Consider the following 18,501-nt stretch of genomic DNA (forward strand, 5'->3'; position numbering starts at 1 on the left):
GAGAGGTGACGACCCCAGCCCCGGGCCCGGCCGCAGGCCCCACCGAGAACAGACCGGCCTCCCGGTGGCCCGCGGTGCTCACCTGGCGGGCCCACGACAACACGCGGATGGAATCGGTGCGCGTGACGCTCAACGGCAACCGGATCCGGGCGGCGGGCCGGATGATCGGCAGCGCCTGCGGCGAGCACCCGGCCTTCAGCGCGTCCTATGACCTGGTCACCGACGAGGCGGGCGCTACGCGACGGCTGTCGCTGCGTACCACCACCGCCGCGGGCGAACGGCACGCCTCCATCTCCCGGGACGAGGAGGACTACTGGCTCGTCGACGCGGGCGGCAGCCATGTGCGCTCCACCTTCGCCGGCGCGCTGGATGTCGACGTGGTGCTGAGCCCGTTCTTCAACACGCTGCCGATCCGCCGGTTCGGGCTGCAGAACGCGGTCGGCGACGTGCAGGTCCCGGTGGTCTACGTGCGGCTGCCCGATCTGCTGGTGCAGGAGGCCGAGCTCACCTACTCGAGCGCCGCCGACGGCATCAACGTGCTGTCCCCGGTCTCCAGCGCGACGCTGACGGTCGATCCGGAAGGATTCGTCCTGGACTACCCCGGACTCGCCGAACGGGCGTGACGCCGAATCGGCCGGTGTGGGACCGGCTTCCACCGCCCGGCGCGGGCGATCGCGCGCTCGCCGGGTTCACAGTGCGCGCAGCACCCCGCCACGCTGTCCGGCTCGGTGTAGCTCGGTGAGCCAGTCGGCCGCACCCGGGACGATCCCGGTGATCTCCCAGCGCGTGCGCTGCTCGTACGCGGTACGGCCGCGGTAACCCGCCTCGACAACCTCGCCGAGGCTGCCGTCCGCGCGCAGCGCGTCCCTGGCGGTGACCAGCGCGGCGATGGTCTCGTCGAGCACCTGGCCGAGCGCGGTGGCGTTCGGTTCGCAGATGGCGCGCACGAGATCGGGCGCGGTACCGGCGACGCGGGTGCCGTCGCGGAACGAACCGGCGGCCAGGCCGAGCGCGAGCGCCCCGCCCTCGGCGCCCGCCGCGGCCAGCGCCTCGGCCAGCACGTGCGGCAGGTGCGAGATGCGCGCGACGGCCTGATCGTGTTCGTCGGCGACCACCGGAACCACCACCGACCCGCAGTCCAGCGCCAGCCGCACGACCCGTTCCCACGGCTCGACCCGCGTGCCCTCGTCCACGCCGACCGCCCACACCGCGTCGCGGAACAGTTCGGGATCGGTTGCCGCCCAGCCGGATTCGGAGGTGCCGGTCATGGGGTGCCCGCCGACGAAATTCGCCGCCAGCCCGTGCTTGCGGACCGCGTCGACGACCGGGCGCTTGATGCTCACCACGTCGGTCACCGGGCAGTTGGGGGCGATCTCGGCGATCTCGGCCAGCAGCTGTTCGACCGCGGGCATCGGCACCGCGACCACCAGCAGCGCGCCCTCGCCGGCGGCTCGGCGCAGCACCGCGGACAGGTCGGTCGACACGTCGAAACCATCGCGACGCGCCGCGTCGGCACCCGAGTCCGAGCGGTTGTAGCCGTACGCCGGGTACCCCGCCGCGACCGCGGCGCGCAGCAGTGAGCCGCCGATCAAACCGGTTCCGAGGACGCAGACAGCGGCACGCTGGTCGAGGGTCATCGGAACAGATTGGCACACGAGTTCATCATTACGGGCGGGACAGACTACCGTTTGGTCCATGGCAGCACAGCGCTCGGGCACGAACAGGGCGACGTCGGACGACGACTTCGACGTCGAAGGGTTCGCAGTGGCGGTGGTCCGCGAAGAAGGCACGTGGCGGTGCAGTCCGCTCAGCCACGATGCGCTCCTCGACCTGTCGGTCGCGGAGACGGAGCTGAAGGCATTGCGCAGCTCGGGGGCGGTATTCGGGCTGCTCGACGTCGATGACGAGTTCTTCATCGTGTTGCGTCCGGCACCGAGCGGCACCCGCCTGCTCGTCTCGGACGCGACCGCGGCGATCGACTACGACATCGCCGCCGACGTCCTCGACGCACTCAATGTGGAAATCCCCGACATCGACCCCGACGACCTCGACGACGTCGAGCCGTGGGAAGAGGGCGACCTGGGCGTGCTGGCCGACCTCGGCCTGCCCGAGCCGGTGCTCAGCGTGATCCTGGCCGAGACCGACCTCTACCCCGACGAGCAGCTCGGCATGATCGCCCAGCGGCTCGGTTTCGCCACCGAATTCGCGGCGGTCCTGGACAAACTGCCTCGGTGACCGACGAGGACATGGTGCGCGCCGCGATCGCGGCCGCCGCCGACGCCGACCCGCGTGATGTGCCGGTCGGCGCCGTCGTCTTCGACGCCGAGGGGCGCGAGCTCGCGCGCGCGAGCAACGCCAGGGAGGCCCTCGGCGATCCGACCGCGCACGCCGAGGTGCTCGCGTTGCGGGCCGCGGCCGCCGTGCACGGCGACGGCTGGCGGTTGGCGGGCGCGACGCTGGCGGTCACCCTGGAGCCGTGCACGATGTGCGCGGGCGCGCTGGTGTTGGCTCGGGTGGGCAAGGTCGTGTTCGGCGCCTGGGAGCCCAAGACCGGCGCCGTCGGCTCGCTCTGGGACGTCGTGCGCGACCGCAGGCTCAACCATCGTCCCGAGGTGCGGGGCGGGATCCTCGAAGCGGAGTGCGTCGCCCTCCTGGACGATTTCTTCCGAACTCAGCGCTGACCAGCCGATTTAACGATCCGGCACCCCCTCCGGTATCGTAGTCGGCGGTGGCGTGTCCGAGCGGCCTAAGGAGCACGCCTCGAAAGCGTGTGACGGGTAACCCCCGTCCGAGGGTTCAAATCCCTCCGCCACCGCCACAGAGCCCCTCACCTGATATGCCAGGTGAGGGGCTCTTTTTCGTCGGCTGTTCACGCGGTACGGCCCCGCCCGCCGGGGCTGTACGTAATAGACTGGTAGTACCGAAATCCGGGAAGGAACGATGTCTTATGCGCGGGCGACAGCCGCCACCCGCGAAGTCCGGGATCGGGCTCGGGGGGAAGCTCATGGTTCTGGTCGTGCTGGGCTGGGTAGCCGTCGGGCTGCTCGCCGCGGGCCAGCGACACTACTTCGCCCACCTGCCCAAGGAGTGCTCCGACTGGGCGACGATCGCGGTGACCGCCGCCGCGGGTCCGGCCAACTATGTCGGCCTGAACCCGCGGGTCAGCCAGTGCGAGGTACCCCAACCGAGCCAGTGATATAGGCGGCTGGCGCCGCGGGGGTTTCCGGCCCTTGGTGCCTCGAATCCGAGGGGCGATACTGCGCCTTCGGCGGTACGTCTCGCCCCTCGGATTCGAGGCGGCCGGAAACCCCGGGTGGTCAGGTGCGGGCGGGGACGGGGGTCTTTTCCTGCTCTTGTAGTTCCCGCAGGCGAGCGCCCTCGACGTCGATGTCGGGGACGATCTTGTCCAGCCACTTCGGCATCCACCATGCCCATTTGCCGAGCAGCACCAGCAGCGCGGGGATGAGCACCATGCGGACGACGAAGGCGTCGAGGGCGACACCGGCGGCGAGCGCGAAGCCCATGGACTTGGCGGTGACGTCGGACTCCAGCAGGAACGAGCCGAAGACCGAGATCATGATGATCGCCGCCGAGGTCACCACGCGCGCGCCGTGGTGATAGCCCTTGACCACGGCCTCGGTGGGATCGGCGCCGTGCACGTACTCCTCGCGCATGCGGGTCACCAGGAACACCTGGTAGTCCATGGCCAGGCCGAATACCAAGCCGATCAACATGATCGGCAGGAAGCTGACCAGCGGATGCGGGTCCTCGATGAGACCGAGCTCGCCCTCCTGGAAGATCAGCACGGTCGCGCCGAAGGTGGCCGCCATGGACAGCAGGAAACCGAGCGCGGCCGTCAGCGGGACCAGGATCGAGCGGAACACCAGGATCAGCAGGACGAACGCCGCGCCCGCCACGATCGCCATGTACGGGACGATCTTGCTGAGCAGGACGTGGTCGATATCGGCGTAGATGGCGGTGCTGCCGGTGATGCCGTAGGACATCTTGTACTGCTCGTTCAGCGCGGGTTCGGCATCGCGCGCCGACTGCACCAGGTCCTTGGTCGACTGCGCGTTGGGCCCGGCGTTGGGGATGCCGTTGATCAGCGCGCCCGCGCCGTCCTGGCTGAGCTGCGGCTCGGTGACCAGCTCCATGTCCGGATAGGACTGTAGCTTCTCGCGCAACGCGAGCAGCGCGGCTTCGCGCTGGTCGACGGGGGTGTCGCTGAGGTCGACAGCGATCTGCAGGATGCCGTTGCTGCCCTCGCCGAAGCCCTCGGTGCGCAGGTCGTAGGCCTTGCGGACGGTGGTCGACTTGGGCAGGCTGTCCTCGCCGGGCAGGCCGAGGTTCAGGTTGATCGCCGGCGCGGCCAGCAAGCCGAGCACCACGATGGCCAGCCCCATCGTCACGGCGGGCCATCTGGCGATGACCTTGGCCACCCGGGTGCCGTTGGTGACGACGCTGTCGTCCTCAGGATCGTGCTGGGCGATCAGCGGCAGCTTCGGTGTGAACAGGAACTTGCCGAACGCGCCGAGCAGCGCCGGCATCAGCGTGATCGCGGTGAGCACCGCGAACGCGGCCGCGATCGCGCCGCCCAGACCCATGAAGGTCAGGAACCGCACGCCGACGATGCTCAGCCCGACCAGCGCGATGATGACCGTCAGCCCGGCGAACACCACCGCCGATCCGGCCGTGCCCAGCGCCGTGCCCGCCGCCTCCTCGGCCGAATCCTGCACCGCCAGTTCGTGCTTGTACCTCGACACGATGAACAGCGCGTAGTCGATCGAGAGCGCGATGCCGATCATCGAGGCCAGGAACGTGGTGAAGCTGGGGATCGAGAGCACCGAGGTGGACAGGAAGATCAGCGAGGTGGCCGCGCCGAGGCCGACGATCGCGGTGATGATCGGCACGAACGCGGCGACGATCGCGCCGAACGCGACGACCATGACCACCAGCGCCACCAGCATGCCGATCATCTCGGACTTGCCGCTGGGCATCTCCTGTTCCATCGCGATGGTGCCGCTGATCTCGACCGTCAGCCCGGCCGCGCGGGCGGCGTCACCGACGGCGTAGGCGGCGTCGCGGTCCTCGGCCGTGATATCGGCGAATTCCTTGATCGTGAACGGCACGCTGAAGTACGCGACGGTGTCGGGGTCGGTCTTGTTCAGCACGTTCAGCGGTGCGCCGCTGCAGGTCGACGGGTCGCGCTCGGCCCCGAGACAGCCCATCTCCTCGGTCATCGCGATCGGATTCGGGATCGGCTTGCTGTGATCGACGATGTCGAGCTGATCGAGCCGGGCGATCATCGCGTCGAGCGCCTGCTTGTTCGCCGGGTCGGTGAGCTTCTGCCCGGCCGGCGCGCCGACGACGTAGGTGCCGGTCACGGCGTCGAAGGCGAAGGCCTCCGACATGCCGGGGAAGTGTTTGTCGAGGATCTCGGTCGCCCGTTCCGACGGCAGGTTGGGCATGCTGAAGTCGTCGGTCATCGGTTTCTGGAGCTGCGCGCCGAGGGCGCCGAGCACCAGGAAACAGATCAACCAGACGGGTAGCACGATCCATTTGCGGCGAAAGGCCAGCTTGCCCCACCGGTACAGATAGACGGACACGGTTTTTCTCCTCGCGGTGATCGGTGCGGAGCGGGAGGTAGAGCCGGGTCTAACCAGTCCGAGTCTGGTGCCAGGCCACCGCGATATCAAGCAACCTGCCAGGTGCGACGGGCGAAAAAGCAGGACGACCCCGCGATCCTGAGGGATCGCGGGGTCGTCCGGTTCGAGTGGGTCAGGAGACCGGAAGCGGCTGCTTCACCGTCTCGGCGCCCTGGTTACGCAGCTGTTCGAGCTTGGAACCCTCGACGTCGATATCGGGCAGGATGCGGTCGAGCCACTTCGGGATCCACCACGACCACTTGCCCATGATGACCAGCAGCGCGGGCACCACGACCATGCGGACGATGAAGGCGTCGATCGCCACACCGGCGGCCAGCGCGAAGCCGAAGGACTTCGCGGTGACGTCGGTCTCCAGGATGAACGAGCCGAACACCGAGATCATGATGATCGCCGCCGAGGTCACGACGCGGGCGCCGTGGTGGTAGCCGGAGACCATCGCGTCCTTGGGCGACTTGCCGTGCACGAATTCCTCGCGCATGCGGGTCACCAGGAACACCTGGTAGTCCATGGCCAGGCCGAATACCAAGCCGATCAACATGATCGGCAGGAAGCTGACCAGCGGCTGCGGGTCCTCGATCAGGCCGAGCTTGCCCTGCTGGAAGATCAGCACGGTGGCGCCGAAGGTGGCCGCCATCGAGAGCAGGAAGCCCAGGGCCGCGGTGAGCGGGACCAGGATCGAGCGGAACACCAGGATCAGCAGGATGAACGCGGCACCGGCCACGATCGCCAGGTACGGCACGATCTTGCTGAGCAGGACGTGGTCGACATCGGCGTAGATGGCGGTGGTGCCGGTGATGCCGTACTCCATGCCGAACTGCGCCTCGAGGTCGGCTTCGGCGCCGCGCGCCTCGGCGACCAGATCCTTGGTGGCCTGGTTGTTCGGGCCCGACTTCGGCACGCCGTTGAGCATGGCGCCCTGCTTGTTCTCGCTCCACTGCGGCTCGGTCACGTAGTCCATGCCGTCGTAGGAGGCGAGCTTGTCGCGCAGCGCGCCGACCGCGGCCTCACGCTGGCTTTCCGGCACCGCGCTCAGGTCGGTGACGACCATCAGCACGCCGTTGCTGCCCTCGCCGAAGCCCTCGGTGCGCAGCTCGTAGGCCTTGCGGACGGTGGAGGTCTTCGGGGCCGAGTCCTCGCCGGGCAGACCAAGGTTCAGGCCCGCGGCGGGTGCGGCGAGCGCGCCGAGCACGACGACCGACAGGATCAGCGCGACCCACGGGGCCTTGCCGATCAGGCGGGCGAAACGCTGGCCGTTGGTGACCGAGCTCTCGTCCTCGGGATCGTGCTGGGCGACCAGCGGCAGCTTCGGCTTGAACAGGTACTTGCCGAAGGCGCCCATCAGCGCGGGCATCAGGGTGATCGCGGTGAGCACCGCGAAGCCGGCCGCGATGGCGCCGCCCAGACCCATGAAGGTCAGGAACTGCACGCCGACGATGCTGAGCGCGCCGAGCGCGATGATGACGGTCAGACCGGCGAACACGACGGCCGAACCGGCGGTGCCGAGCGCGGTACCCGCGGCTTCCTCGGCCGAGTCACGCACGGCCAGTTCGTGTTTGTACCTGGACACGATGAACAGCGCGTAGTCGATCGACAGCGCGATACCGATCATCGAGGCGAGGAAGGTGGTGAAGCTGGGGACCTCGATCACCGAGGTGCCGAGCATGATCAGCGAGGTCGCGGCGCCGAGGCCGACGATCGCGGTGACGATCGGGACGACGGCGGCGACGATGGCGCCGAAGGCGACCACCATCACGATCAGGGCCACGCCCATGCCGATCAGCTCGGACTTGCCGCTCGGCTGCTCCTGCTCCATCGCGATCGAGCCGCTGAGCTCGACGGTCAGGCCGGCGTTGCGCGCTTCGGCGGCGACCTCGTAGGCGGCGTCGCGCTCGACGTCGGTGACATCGGTGACGCCCTCGATACTGAACGGCACGTTCAGCACCGCGACGCTGTCCGGCGCGGTCGAGCTCAGCACGTTGAGCGGTGCGCCCGAGCACTTCGACGGGTCGGGGTTGGCGAGACAGCCCATCTTGTCGGTCATCTCGATGGGGCTCATCAGCGGCTTCGAGTGATCGACGATCGGCAGCTCACCGAGCTTGGTGATGAGCGCGTCGACGGCGGCGCGGTTGGCCGGATCGGTGAGCTTCTGGCCCTCCGGGGCGCCGATCACGTAGGTGCCGGACACGGCGTCGAACTTGAACTGCTCGGACATGCCCGGGAAGTGCTTGTCGAGGATCTCGTTCGCACGGGCCGACGGCAGCGACGGCATGCTGAAGTCGTTGGTCATCGGCTTGCTCAGGGTGGCGCCGACGCCGCCGAGCAGCAGGAACAGCAACAACCAGACCGGTAGCACGATCCATTTGCGGCGGAAAGCGAACTTTCCCCATCTGTACAGGTATACGGACACGAGGGTGCTCCTAGCGCGAAGAACTCGGGTGGGATCAGGCTCGTAGACAGCACTTGCGGGTCTCCCCTGACGACCCGCCTCCACATCGTCGTTTTCTGCCTACCGTGCGGTAGGTAGACTACCGATTCAGTAAGTGGAGAGGCAACCTCAATTTCGGGGGCGCCGCGTAAGTCACACGCAGTGATGGGAGGATTGAATACATGGCTCCCCGAGACACCGTCGACGCCGTTTCCGCAGGTGGAGGCACTAAGCAGGCTATCCGCGACGCCGCGGTACAGCTTTTCGGCGCCAAGGGTTTCGAGCAGACGAGCCTGCGCGAGGTCGCCGATATGGTGGGGATCACAAAGGCTTCGCTCTACTACCACTACGCGTCGAAGCTGGATCTGCTCCTCGCGATCATCGATCCGATCATCGATCACATGCGCGACATCGTCACCGACATCGACGCGGTCCCCTACGACGACGAGGGCATCCGCGCGGTGCTGCGGACGTACCTGCGCGGGATGATCCGGCACCGCGCGGCGGGCGCGCTGTGCGTGCGCGACACCGCGGCGATCGTCAACGCCATCGCCGATCGCTACCCCGATCTGATGGAGCCGACCAGGGAACTGCGCACCTGGCTGGCCGGTCCCGACCCGGATCAGGAAGCCATGCTGCGCGCGGCCGCGGCCATCGAGGTGCTCGGGGTCGCGCTGCTGTCATCGGAGCTGGCGCCCGGCGCGACCGATGAGATGGTGGAGAAGACCCTGCTCGACGCGGCGACCTGCGTGCTGACCGCCTGCGGACGGTCGGCATGATCGGGCGGCTCGCCGCTCCCGCCCGGCCGACCGCGTAAGTTCGACTCGTGCATATCACCGCCAGGGTCGATTACGCGGTGCGAACGCTGCTGGAGCTCGCCGCGGCCGACGGCGTCGTCAAGGCCGAGGCGATCGCCGCCGCCGCGCAGATCCCGCCGAAGGTACTCGAGACCGTGCTGGCCGAGCTGCGCCGCGCCGACCTCGTGCTGAGCAGGCGCGGTCCCGACGGCGGCTACCGCCTCGGCAGGCCCGCCCCGGAGATCTCGGTGGCCGACGTGATCCGCGCCGTCGAATCGCCGCTGGCCTCGGTGCGCGGGCAGCGCCCCGAGGACGTGCGCTATCCCGGCGCCGCCGAACCGTTGCAGCAGGTATGGATCGCGCTGCGGGTCAACATCAGGGCCGTGCTGGAGAACGTCTCCATCGCCGATATCGCCACCGACCGGCTGCCGGGTTTCATCGGCGAGCTGATCGCCGACCCCGGCGCCTGGGTGCGGCGCGAGCCGCGCACGCCCGCCGGCGCGTAATTCGTCCACAGGCCGGACTTGTCCACAGGGCGGTAAAAGTCGGCGGCGACGCTCACCCGCACGCGGTAGCCTGCGACCACCATGTTGATCACCCTGCTGCGGACCTACCTGGCCCCGTACCGCGCTCAGCTGGCCGGTGTCCTCGTGCTCCAGCTGATCTCGGTCATCGCGATGCTCTACCTGCCCAGCCTCAACGCCGACCTCATCGACAACGGCGTGACCAAGGGCGATATCGGCTACATCTGGTCCACCGGCCTGTTCATGCTCGCGGTCAGCTGCGTGCAGATCGTGGCCTCGTCGGCGTCGGTGTACCTCGGCGCCCAGGCGGCCATGGGAGCGGGCCGCGATATGCGCGGTGGTGTGCTGCACCGGGTCGAGACCTTCTCGGCCAGGGAGGTCGGCATGTTCGGCGCGCCCTCGCTGATCACCCGCTCGACCAACGACATCCAGCAGGTGCAACTGCTCATCGTCATGTCGGTGACGATTCTGGTGATGGCGCCGATCATGTGCGTCGGCGGCATCATCATGGCGCTGCGCGAGGATCTGGGCCTGTCCTGGCTGCTGCTGATCGCGGTCCCCGCGCTGGCGTTGGCCATGGGCACGATCGTGGCCCGCATGGTGCCCGGCTTCCGGCAGATGCAGGCGCGCATCGATGAGGTGAACCGAGTGCTGCGCGAGCAGATCACCGGCATCAGGGTGGTGCGGGCGTTCGTGCGCGAACGCCAGGAGATCTGGCGCTTCGGGATGGCCAACACCGCGCTCACCGACGCCTCGCTGCGCGTCGGCAAGCTGATGGCGCTGATGTTCCCGACGGTCATGCTGATCAGCAACGTCACCGCCGTCGCGGTGATCTGGTTCGGCGGTCACCACGTCGACAACGGCACCATGCAGATCGGCTCGCTCACCGCGATGCTGTCCTACATCATGCAGATCCTGATGGCCGTCATGATGGCCTCGTTCCTGGCGATGATGGCGCCGCGCGCCGCCGTCTCGGCAGACCGGATCGGCGGGGTACTCGAGACCGAGTCCTCGGTCCGGCCGCCGCGGCTGCCACAGCCCTTCGCCGCCGACCCGGCCGCGGTCGATGTCCAGTTCGCCGAGTTCGCCTTCCCCGGTGCGGAGAAGCCGGTGCTGCGCGGCATCCGGTTCCAGGTCGCCCCCGGCACGACGACCGCGATCGTCGGCGCCACCGGCTCCGGCAAGACCACCCTGATCAACCTGATCCCGCGGCTGATCGACGTCACCGCCGGCGCGGTCTACCTCGGCGGCACCGACGTGCGCCACCTCGATCTCGAACTCCTGCGCGGCGGCATCGGACTGGTCCCGCAGAAGGCGTACCTGTTCTCCGGCACCATCGCGAGCAACCTGCGCTACGGCAAGCCCGAGGCCACCGACGCGGAACTGTGGCACGCGCTCGAGGTGGCCCAGGCGGCCGACTTCGTGCGCGAGATGCCGCAGGGGCTCGACACCCCGGTCGCCCAGGGCGGCACCACCGTCTCGGGCGGGCAGCGGCAGCGCCTGTGCATCGCCCGCGCGCTGGTGCGCAGGCCGCGCGTCTACCTGTTCGACGACTCGTTCTCGGCGCTCGACGTCGCCACCGACGCCAGGCTGCGTGCCGCGCTCAAGCCCGAGACCGCCGACGCGTCGGTGCTCATCGTCGCCCAGCGGATCGCGACCGTTCGCGACGCCGACCAGATCGTCGTCCTGGAGGACGGCGCGATGGCGGGCATCGGCACGCACGACCAGTTGATGCAGCGATGTCCCGAATACCGCGAGATCGTCGAGTCCCAGCTCAGTGTGGAGGAGGCTCGATGAGGCCCGGTGCTCCGGTACCCGGCGCGCCGGGTACGAAGGCCAAGTCGTTCGGACCGTCGCTCAAGCGCCTGCTGCGCAGGCTCGCGCCGGAACGCCTCGCCGTCGGCGTGATCGTCGCGCTGGTGATCACCTCGGTGGTGCTCAACACGCTCGGCCCCTACCTCCTCGGCAAGGCCACCAACCTGGTCTTCGACGGTTTCGTCGGCAAGCAGCTCGACCCGCGGTTCAGCAAAGAGCAGACCATCCAGATGCTGCGCGACCGCGGCGAGAACACCCGCGCCGACATGCTCTCGGCGATGAACGTCATCCCCGGCACTGGCATCGACTTCGACGCCGTCGCCCGGGTCCTGCTGATCGTGCTCACCCTGTACGTGGCGGCCTCGGTGTTCGGCTGGCTGCAGGGTTACCTGCTCAACATCGTCATCAACCGGACCGTGAAGCGGCTGCGCGACGACGTCGAGGACAAGCTGCACCGGCTGCCGCTGCGCTACTTCGACTCCGCCCCGCGCGGTGACGTGCTCAGCCGCGTCACCAACGACGTCGACAACGTCTCGCAGAGCCTGCAGCAGACGATGAGCCAGCTGCTGGTCTCGCTGTTCACCGTGGTCGGCATCCTGATCATGATGTTCTGGATCTCGCCGCTGCTGGCGCTGATCGCGCTGCTCACCGTGCCCGCGGCCATCGTCGTGACGGCGCAGATCGCCAAGCGGTCCAAGCCGCACTTCGTCGACCAGTGGAAGTTCACCGGCGCGGTGAACGCCTCGGTCGAGGAGGCCTACACCGGCCACGAGATCATCACCGCCTTCGGCCGCAGCCGCGAGGTCGGCAAGGAATTCGACGAGCGCAACCAGCAGCTCTACGACGCGAGCTTCAAGGCGCAGTTCATCTCCGGCCTGATCATGCCGGCCATCATGTTCCTGGGGAACGTGAACTTCGTGTTCATCGCGCTGGTCGGCGGCCTGCGGGTGGCCACGGGCAACCTGTCGCTGGGTGACGTCCAGGCCTTCATCCAGTACTCGCGCCAGTTCAGCCAGCCGCTCACCCAGATCGGCGCGATGGCCAACCTGCTGCAGTCCGGCGTCGCCTCGGCCGAGCGGATCTTCGAGATCCTCGACGCCGAGGAGCAGAGCCCCGACCCGGTGGTGGAGAACCAGCGCCCGGTCGATCGCGGGCGGGTCGAGTTCGAGGCGGTCTCCTTCGGCTACGACCCCGAGGTGCCGATCATCGAGCGGCTGTCGCTGGTCGCCGACCCGGGGCACGTCGTCGCCATCGTCGGCCCGACCGGCGCGGGCAAGACCACGCTGGTCAACCTGCTCATGCGCTTCTACGAGCTCGACGCGGGCACCATCTCGATCGACGACGTCGACATCACCACCATCACCCGCGACCACCTGCGCTCGCGGATCGGCATGGTGCTGCAGGACACCTGGCTGTTCAAGGGCACCATCCGGGAGAACATCGCCTACGGCAATCCGAACGCCTCCGAGCACGACATCCTGGCGGCGGCCCGCGCCGCCTACGTCGACCGGTTCGTGCACGCGCTGCCGCACGGCTACGACACGGTGATCGACGAGGAGGGCGGCGGTGTCAGCGCGGGCGAGAAGCAGCTGATCACCATCGCCCGCGCGTTCCTGGCCAAGCCGTCGATCCTGATCCTCGACGAGGCGACCAGCTCGGTCGACACCCGCACCGAACTGCTGGTCCAGCACGCGACCGCGGCCCTGCGCCGCGACCGCACCAGCTTCGTCATCGCGCATCGCCTCTCCACCATCCGCGACGCCGACCTGATCGTGGTGATGGAGAAGGGCCGCATCGTCGAGCACGGCTCGCACGAGCGGCTGCTCGAGGAGCGCGGCGCGTACTACCGCCTCTACAACGCGCAGTTCGCGGCGGCGGAACTGTAGGAGACCGGCGCGTCACCCGGGCGGGTGACGCGCCGGGCAGTCCTGGCACGATGGGCAGGTGGCCGATCCCAGCGAGTTCTCCTTCTCCGTAGGCACCCGTCTCGACCGCGGGCGCCACGGCCGTACCGGCGTCATCGGTACCCCGCACGGCGAGATCGCCACGCCCGCGTTCATCCCGGTGGGCACCAAGGCGTCGGTGAAGGCGGTGCTGCCGGAGACGATGAAGGACCTCGGCGCGCAGGCACTGCTGGCCAACGCCTATCACCTGTACCTGCAGCCGGGCGCCGACATCGTCGACGAGGCGGGCGGTCTCGGTACCTTCATGAACTGGTCCGGCCCGACCTTCACCGACAGCGGCGGCTTCCAGGTGATGTCGCTGGGCGTCGGGTTCAAGAAGGTGCTCGCGATGGAAGCGGTCGACATCCGCTCCGACGAGGTGATCGCCGAGGGCAAGGAGCGCCTGGCCACCGTCGACGACGACGGCGTCACCTTCCGCTCGCACCTGGACGGTTCCAAGCACCGCTTCACCCCCGAGGTGTCGATGGGCATCCAGCATCAGCTCGGCGCCGACATCATGTTCGCCTTCGACGAGCTGACCACCCTGCTGAACACTCGCGGCTACCAGGAGAAATCGCTGCAGCGCACGCACGAGTGGGCGCAGCGCTGCATCGACGAGCACGAGAAGCTCACCGGCGAGCGCGGGCACCGTCCCTACCAGGCGCTGTTCGCGGTGATCCAGGGCGCCCAGTACGAAGACTTGCGGCGCAAGGCCTGTCGCGAGCTCGAGGAGATCCGGGGTGCCGGCGGAACGGAGTTCGACGGCTACGGCATCGGCGGCGCGCTGGAGAAGCACAATCTCGGCACCATCGTCGGCTGGTGCTGTGACGAGCTGCCCGAACACAAGCCGCGCCATATGCTCGGCATCAGCGAGCCCGAGGACATGTTCGTCGCCATCGAGAACGGTGCCGACACCTTCGACTGCGTGAATCCGTCCCGGGTGGCGCGCAACGCGGCGATCTACGTGGACCAGGGCCGGTTCAACATCAACACCAGCCGCTTCCGCCGTGATTTCACCCCGATCGACGAGAACTGCGACTGCTACACCTGCGCGCACTACACCCGCGCCTACCTGCATCACCTGTTCAAGGCCAAGGAGATGCTCTCGGCCACGCTCTGCACGATCCACAACGAGCGGTTCACCGTGCGGCTGGTCGACCGGATCCGCGCCAGCATCGAGGGCGGCTACTTCGACGAGTTCAAGACCGAATTCCTCGGCCAGTGGCAAGGCCGGATCAAGGCCCCGGGGGCGTAGCGGCGGACCGGAGGCCGGTCCGCCGCGGGCCGCCTAATCGTGCAGGGCGTCGACCTCGGCCGGGCCGTAGGTCGGTTCGGTCTTCTTGAGGAGCGCGATCACGCGGTAGGTGATCGGCATGACGATGATCTCGCACAGCGTCTTCCACACGAAGCCGACGATGACGTAGTTGACGAACGACTGCCAGGTGTTGATGCCGATGGCGGTGGCGGCGATCGAGCAGAAGATCAGCGTGTCGGCGAACTCGCCGATCACCGTGGAGCCGAGCAGCCTGGCCCACAGATGCTTCTCCTTGGTGCGTTCCTTGATCAGCACCAGGGTGGCCGAGTTCAGCAGCTGGCCGACGAAGTAGCCGGCCAGGCCGGCGAGCACCAGCTGCGGGGTGGTGCCGAGGACCGTCCGGAACGCTTCCTGGTTCTCGTAGAAGCCGGCGGCGGGCAGCCGGATCGCGATCGCGAAGCACGCGACGGTCAGCAGCAGCGCGCCGAAACCGGTGTAGATGGCGTGGCGGGTGGCACGGAAGCCGTACACCTCGCTGAGCACGTCACCGAGGATGTAGGCGAGCGGGAACAGGAAGAAGGCGCCGTCGGTCGCGATCGGCAGGATCTGCAGCGGGCCCAGCATCACCGATTGGTCGGCGAAGAACTCGACGCCCTTGGTGGCGCAGATGTTGGAGATGATCAGCGTCGCCGTGAACACGGCGACGATTACCGGGTAGAACCCCCGCGCAACCTGGGCGAATGCCGCATGGTCCGGCGCGGGGCGCCCAGATTCGGCAGGTTGGTCGAGCGTGTTTGCATCAGTCACGGCTCCTATCCAACCAAGGTCGCGGTGCCTCACGGGCGCCGGTTGTGGAATACGCTGTACCAATGACGAATCCCGGCGATTCCGACGAGTGGTGGAAGCAGTACGGCGGCTCCGGCGTGTCGCCGGAGTCCGGCGCGCCGGGCTCGGTGCCGCAGTACCCGTCCGCGCAGCCGTCGCAGCCTCCCAGCTACCCGTCGACGCCGCAGTACCCGCAGCAGCCTGCCCCTCCGCCGTCGCAGCCGCAGTACCCCAGCTACCAGCAGCCCTCGGCGCCGCAGTACCCGCAGCAGCCACCGCAGCCCGCCTACGGCGCCTACCCCGCCGGGGGCGGTTACCAGCCCTACGGCGGGTTCCCGCAGCCGCAGGGCACCAACGGCCTGGCGATCGGCGCGCTGGTCTCCTCGCTGGTCGGCCTGTGCACCTGCATCGGGTCGATCGTGGGCATCGTGCTCGGTGTGATGGCGCTCAACCAGATCAAGGAGCGCGGCGGTGAAGGCCGCGGTATGGCGCTGGCCGGCATCTGGATCGGCGCGATCACCCTGGTGCTGGGTCTGCTGTACGTGGTCTTCGTCATCGTGCTCGGGGTAGCGGGCGGGCTGGATTCCTCCACCTCGTACTGACTTTCCGGAAAACGAACAGGGGCGCTTCCGTATCCGGAAGCGCCCCTGACGTTTTCGTCAGCCGGGAATCAGCCCTTGACGACCTGCGTGCCGCCGGCGAACTTGTCGTGCCAGCCCTGCTTGTTCGGGTCCTGGGAGATGGTGATCATGATGTAGATCGCCAGACCCAGGCTGATCAGGCCACCGACGCACGGGATCAGGCCGACGATCTGGAACAGGTTGCGCTTGGCCGACTGCTCCGGGGTCAGGTTCGGCGCGCCACCGGGGGCGACGACCCGCAGGCCCAGCATCTTCTTGCCGAGCGAGGTGCCCTGGGTGACTTCCATGGCGATGAAGTAGCCGTAGACCGCCAGCGAAACGACAGCGCCGCTGACGAACTGGTAGGTGTTACCGCTGAACACCAGCGCCAGCACGATCGCGAGCGGGAGGCTGACGATCAGGTTGTCGATGACGCGCGCGCCGATCCGGATGCCCAGATCGGCAGGCTGCACGCCGCCGTAACCCTGCTGGCCGTAGCCGCCCTGGCCGCCCGGGTAGGCCTGCTGGCCGTACTGGTCCTGGCCGTAGGCCGGCTGCTGCTGCTGCTGGCCGTAGGGGTCCTGGTTGTAACCGGGCTGGGGCTGCCCGTACGGCTGCTGCTGCCCGTATCCCGGCTGCTGCTGGCCGTAACCCGGCTGCTGCTGGCCGTAGGGGTCCTGGCCGTAGCCGCCGGGCTGACCGCCCTGCGGGTACTGGTTGGGGTCGTAACCACCGCTGGTCATAAATTCGTCCTCGTCGTGATCAGGAGATCGGTCGATGCGTACGTTACGGACATCCCTCTGGTCGGAACAACCCGATAGGCTCGAGTATCCATGGTTTTCCCGGTATCCGCGCCGGGTCGAAAACTTCACGGAGCTCGGCTGTTGTCCGCGCGGTGTAGCCGAGGGAGCCGGCGAGGGCCGCCACTACATCCTCGGGCGTGTTGCCCAGGGCGCGCTGATCCGAAAGACTCACGGCACCGTCGCGTTTGGCCAGTCGCTTGCCCTCCTGGTTGAGCACCAGCGGGACGTGCGCGTAGCTCGGCGTGGCCAGGCCGAGCAGTTCGGCGAGGTAGGCCTGGCGCGGGGTCGACGGCAACAGGTCGTCGCCGCGGACCACCTGGTCGACGCCCTGCGCCGCGTCGTCGACGACGACCGTCAGGTTGTAGGCGGGGATTCCGTCGCCCCGCCGCAGCACCAGATCGTCGACGGCGCCACGGTATTCGCCGTGCAGGAGATCGGTGATCGTGTAGTCGTCGACGTCGGCGCGTAATCGGAGTGCGCCCCGCCGTCCTTCGGCGCGCTTGGCCGCGCGCTCGGCGGCGGTGAGGTGGCGGCAGGTGCCCGGGTAGGCGCCCATCGGTCCGTGCGGCGCGGTCGCGGCCTGCTGGATCTCGCGGCGGGTGCAGAAACACTCGTAGGTGCGTCCCGCGGCGGTGAGCTCGGCGATGGCGGCGTCGTAGCGCGCGAGCCGCGCGGACTGGCGCACCACGGGGCCGTCCCAATCGATACCGATGGCGGCGAGGTCGTCGAGCTGGCGTTCGGCGGCGCCGGGGCGGACCCGATCGAGATCGTCGATCCGGAGCAGGAAGTCGCGTCCGGTCGTGCGGGCGAACAGCCACGCCAGGATCGCGGTGCGCAGATTGCCCAGGTGCAGTTCACCCGAGGGGCTCGGGGCGTACCGGCCCGCGCCGGTGGAGCGGGTGGTTGGCACCGGACCATTCTATGCGGCGGACGGGTGGCACAGCCGCGGCCGCAACTGCTCCTCGGCGATGGGGCTGCCTGTGTCCAGCGCGGCGAGCAGGACGGCGGCGTGGGCGATCAACCCGGCCCGGTCGACGTCGTGCTGCTGCGCATTCGCCGGGTAGGTCCCGAGCCGCTCGCTCGCGCGGCGCAGCAGAGTACCCGCGCCCTTGGCGTTCCCACGCTGGATGTGGGTGATGCCGACGGCGTATTGCGCCAGCCCCTGCCAGAGCATCCGCTCGGCTACCGGCCCGTTCTTCCATGCCGCCTCCAATACCTCATGGGCATTGAAAGCCAAACCGTCGTCCAGCAGTTGCTGAGCGAAGGTGAGAGTTTGCTGGGGTGCCAGCTCCAGGTCGTCCGGAATTCGGGCGACTCCGGCACTGCCGGGAGGTAGCGGCCTGCCGAGTCGGTCCCTGGGGCGGTCGTTGCGGGCACGACCTGCGGCGTCGCGATCACGGGAGATCATTCCCCCATGATCCACGGCCGCCGTTCGTGGTGCCCGAGGGGCGGCTGGGACAGTCGAGAAATTGACGTATCACGGACTAATCACATGGAAGTAAAAGTTGATGTGTCAGCCGGTTCGGGAATGGGTACAGGGGTCCGGCAATGCTCCCGCAAACGTGAAGCTTCGCAAGCTTGGCAAACCCATATGAGAAAGCAAATTCTCATCCGCAAACTTGCGGAAGACCTGCTAGTGTTTCTTCCGCGGGGGCAGCCCCCGGAGGCGGAAACGCCTCGATGCGCTGGTTCGTGCCGGTCGGTTGCGCGCACCGTGTGGCAGTGCTCTGTGTGCCACGAAGTAACTCGTCGATCGCGCCGGATATCGGAATGTTGCAACGATTCCTGGAGTAATCCCGTTCTCGATCATGCAAAGGAGTAAGTGCCG

At 68.2% G+C, this 18,501-nt stretch carries 17 protein-coding genes and 1 tRNA gene; 11 read left to right on the forward strand and 7 right to left on the reverse strand.

Annotation, left to right across the window (positions count from 1 at the left end):
- The first annotated feature begins 5 nt into the window (after positions 1-5).
- Positions 6-623, forward strand: a complete 618-nt coding sequence (locus Q7X29_RS02590; RefSeq protein ID WP_218721285.1) for a putative glycolipid-binding domain-containing protein — start codon at positions 6-8, stop codon at positions 621-623.
- Positions 624-689: 66 nt separating this feature from the next.
- Here Q7X29_RS02590 and Q7X29_RS02595 read toward each other — a convergent pair whose 3' ends face one another.
- Positions 690-1,637 carry a prephenate dehydrogenase gene (locus Q7X29_RS02595; RefSeq protein ID WP_316573173.1) on the reverse strand — a complete coding sequence of 316 codons (948 nt, stop codon included), beginning with the start codon at positions 1,635-1,637 and terminating at the stop codon, positions 690-692.
- Positions 1,638-1,695: 58 nt separating this feature from the next.
- Here Q7X29_RS02595 and Q7X29_RS02600 point away from each other — a divergent pair, with 58 nt between their 5' ends.
- The 4 genes from Q7X29_RS02600 to Q7X29_RS02615 all read left to right on the forward strand — a co-directional run bounded on the left by Q7X29_RS02600 (position 1,696) and on the right by Q7X29_RS02615 (position 3,196).
- Complete coding sequence (locus Q7X29_RS02600; protein ID WP_218721287.1) at positions 1,696-2,235, forward strand: tRNA adenosine deaminase-associated protein; 540 nt, start codon at positions 1,696-1,698, stop codon at positions 2,233-2,235.
- 11 nt (positions 2,236-2,246) lie between these two features.
- A complete protein-coding gene (locus tag Q7X29_RS02605; protein ID WP_218721346.1) occupies positions 2,247-2,681 on the forward strand; it encodes a nucleoside deaminase in 435 nt (144 codons plus the stop codon).
- Positions 2,682-2,727: 46 nt separating this feature from the next.
- Positions 2,728-2,818 (forward strand) — tRNA-Ser (locus tag Q7X29_RS02610).
- 129 nt (positions 2,819-2,947) lie between these two features.
- Positions 2,948-3,196 (forward strand): hypothetical protein, encoded by a 249-nt coding sequence (locus Q7X29_RS02615; protein WP_308248652.1) that lies wholly within the window; start codon positions 2,948-2,950, stop codon positions 3,194-3,196.
- Between the two features lie 121 nt (positions 3,197-3,317).
- Here Q7X29_RS02615 and Q7X29_RS02620 read toward each other — a convergent pair whose 3' ends face one another.
- Positions 3,318-5,606, reverse strand: coding sequence for an MMPL family transporter (locus tag Q7X29_RS02620; protein WP_218721288.1), 2,289 nt, complete (start codon positions 5,604-5,606; stop codon positions 3,318-3,320).
- 172 nt (positions 5,607-5,778) lie between these two features.
- A complete protein-coding gene (locus tag Q7X29_RS02625) occupies positions 5,779-8,073 on the reverse strand; it encodes an MMPL family transporter (protein ID WP_218721289.1) in 2,295 nt (764 codons plus the stop codon).
- 200 nt (positions 8,074-8,273) lie between these two features.
- On the opposite strand from Q7X29_RS02625, the gene Q7X29_RS02630 reads away from it, so the two are divergent.
- From Q7X29_RS02630 to tgt, 5 genes are all read left to right on the forward strand, one after another.
- Complete coding sequence (locus tag Q7X29_RS02630) at positions 8,274-8,870, forward strand: TetR/AcrR family transcriptional regulator (protein WP_218721290.1); 597 nt, start codon at positions 8,274-8,276, stop codon at positions 8,868-8,870.
- Positions 8,871-8,917: 47 nt separating this feature from the next.
- Positions 8,918-9,394: an RrF2 family transcriptional regulator gene (locus tag Q7X29_RS02635; protein ID WP_218721291.1), complete on the forward strand. Its 477-nt coding sequence runs from the start codon at positions 8,918-8,920 to the stop codon at positions 9,392-9,394.
- 81 nt (positions 9,395-9,475) lie between these two features.
- Positions 9,476-11,209, forward strand: coding sequence for an ABC transporter ATP-binding protein (locus Q7X29_RS02640; RefSeq protein ID WP_316573174.1), 1,734 nt, complete (start codon positions 9,476-9,478; stop codon positions 11,207-11,209).
- Positions 11,206-13,113: an ABC transporter ATP-binding protein gene (locus Q7X29_RS02645; RefSeq protein ID WP_218721293.1), complete on the forward strand. Its 1,908-nt coding sequence runs from the start codon at positions 11,206-11,208 to the stop codon at positions 13,111-13,113. The genes Q7X29_RS02640 and Q7X29_RS02645 overlap by 4 nt, the downstream gene beginning before the upstream one ends.
- Positions 13,114-13,171: 58 nt before the next feature.
- Positions 13,172-14,425 carry a tRNA guanosine(34) transglycosylase Tgt gene (tgt, locus tag Q7X29_RS02650; RefSeq protein ID WP_218721294.1) on the forward strand — a complete coding sequence of 418 codons (1,254 nt, stop codon included), beginning with the start codon at positions 13,172-13,174 and terminating at the stop codon, positions 14,423-14,425.
- A 33-nt stretch (positions 14,426-14,458) separates the two neighbouring features.
- Here the strand turns inward: tgt and Q7X29_RS02655 are convergent, their stop codons facing one another.
- Positions 14,459-15,232: a queuosine precursor transporter gene (locus Q7X29_RS02655; protein ID WP_374104915.1), complete on the reverse strand. Its 774-nt coding sequence runs from the start codon at positions 15,230-15,232 to the stop codon at positions 14,459-14,461.
- A gap of 62 nt (positions 15,233-15,294) precedes the next feature.
- On the opposite strand from Q7X29_RS02655, the gene Q7X29_RS02660 reads away from it, so the two are divergent.
- Positions 15,295-15,852, forward strand: a complete 558-nt coding sequence (locus tag Q7X29_RS02660) for a DUF4190 domain-containing protein (RefSeq protein WP_316573175.1) — start codon at positions 15,295-15,297, stop codon at positions 15,850-15,852.
- 68 nt (positions 15,853-15,920) lie between these two features.
- Here the strand turns inward: Q7X29_RS02660 and Q7X29_RS02665 are convergent, their stop codons facing one another.
- The 3 genes from Q7X29_RS02665 to Q7X29_RS02675 are packed head-to-tail and all read right to left on the reverse strand — an operon-like array spanning position 15,921 to position 18,081.
- Positions 15,921-16,613, reverse strand: a complete 693-nt coding sequence (locus tag Q7X29_RS02665; RefSeq protein WP_316573176.1) for an RDD family protein — start codon at positions 16,611-16,613, stop codon at positions 15,921-15,923.
- A 43-nt stretch (positions 16,614-16,656) separates the two neighbouring features.
- Positions 16,657-17,583, reverse strand: a complete 927-nt coding sequence (gene gluQRS, locus Q7X29_RS02670; RefSeq protein ID WP_316573177.1) for a tRNA glutamyl-Q(34) synthetase GluQRS — start codon at positions 17,581-17,583, stop codon at positions 16,657-16,659.
- Positions 17,584-17,592: 9 nt separating this feature from the next.
- The gene (locus tag Q7X29_RS02675; RefSeq protein WP_316573178.1) at positions 17,593-18,081 is read right to left on the reverse strand and encodes a DUF309 domain-containing protein; all 489 of its coding nucleotides are present in this window, start codon (positions 18,079-18,081) and stop codon (positions 17,593-17,595) included.
- Between the last annotated feature and the right edge of the window lie 420 nt (positions 18,082-18,501).

The organism is Nocardia canadensis (assembly GCF_032656385.1).
GTDB lineage: Bacteria > Actinomycetota > Actinomycetes > Mycobacteriales > Mycobacteriaceae > Nocardia > Nocardia canadensis.

Coding starts and splice junctions, on each gene's coding strand:
- Q7X29_RS02630 (WP_218721290.1), top strand. CDS start 8,274: ATGGCTCCCCGAGACACCGTCGACGCCGTTTCCGCAGGTGGAGGCACT.
- Q7X29_RS02595 (WP_316573173.1), bottom strand. CDS start 1,637: ATGACCCTCGACCAGCGTGCCGCTGTCTGCGTCCTCGGAACCGGTTTG.
- Q7X29_RS02665 (WP_316573176.1), bottom strand. CDS start 16,613: ATGACCAGCGGTGGTTACGACCCCAACCAGTACCCGCAGGGCGGTCAG.
- Q7X29_RS02645 (WP_218721293.1), top strand. CDS start 11,206: ATGAGGCCCGGTGCTCCGGTACCCGGCGCGCCGGGTACGAAGGCCAAG.
- Q7X29_RS02605 (WP_218721346.1), top strand. CDS start 2,247: ATGGTGCGCGCCGCGATCGCGGCCGCCGCCGACGCCGACCCGCGTGAT.
- Q7X29_RS02675 (WP_316573178.1), bottom strand. CDS start 18,081: ATGATCTCCCGTGATCGCGACGCCGCAGGTCGTGCCCGCAACGACCGC.
- Q7X29_RS02600 (WP_218721287.1), top strand. CDS start 1,696: ATGGCAGCACAGCGCTCGGGCACGAACAGGGCGACGTCGGACGACGAC.
- Q7X29_RS02660 (WP_316573175.1), top strand. CDS start 15,295: ATGACGAATCCCGGCGATTCCGACGAGTGGTGGAAGCAGTACGGCGGC.
- Q7X29_RS02615 (WP_308248652.1), top strand. CDS start 2,948: ATGCGCGGGCGACAGCCGCCACCCGCGAAGTCCGGGATCGGGCTCGGG.
- Q7X29_RS02640 (WP_316573174.1), top strand. CDS start 9,476: ATGTTGATCACCCTGCTGCGGACCTACCTGGCCCCGTACCGCGCTCAG.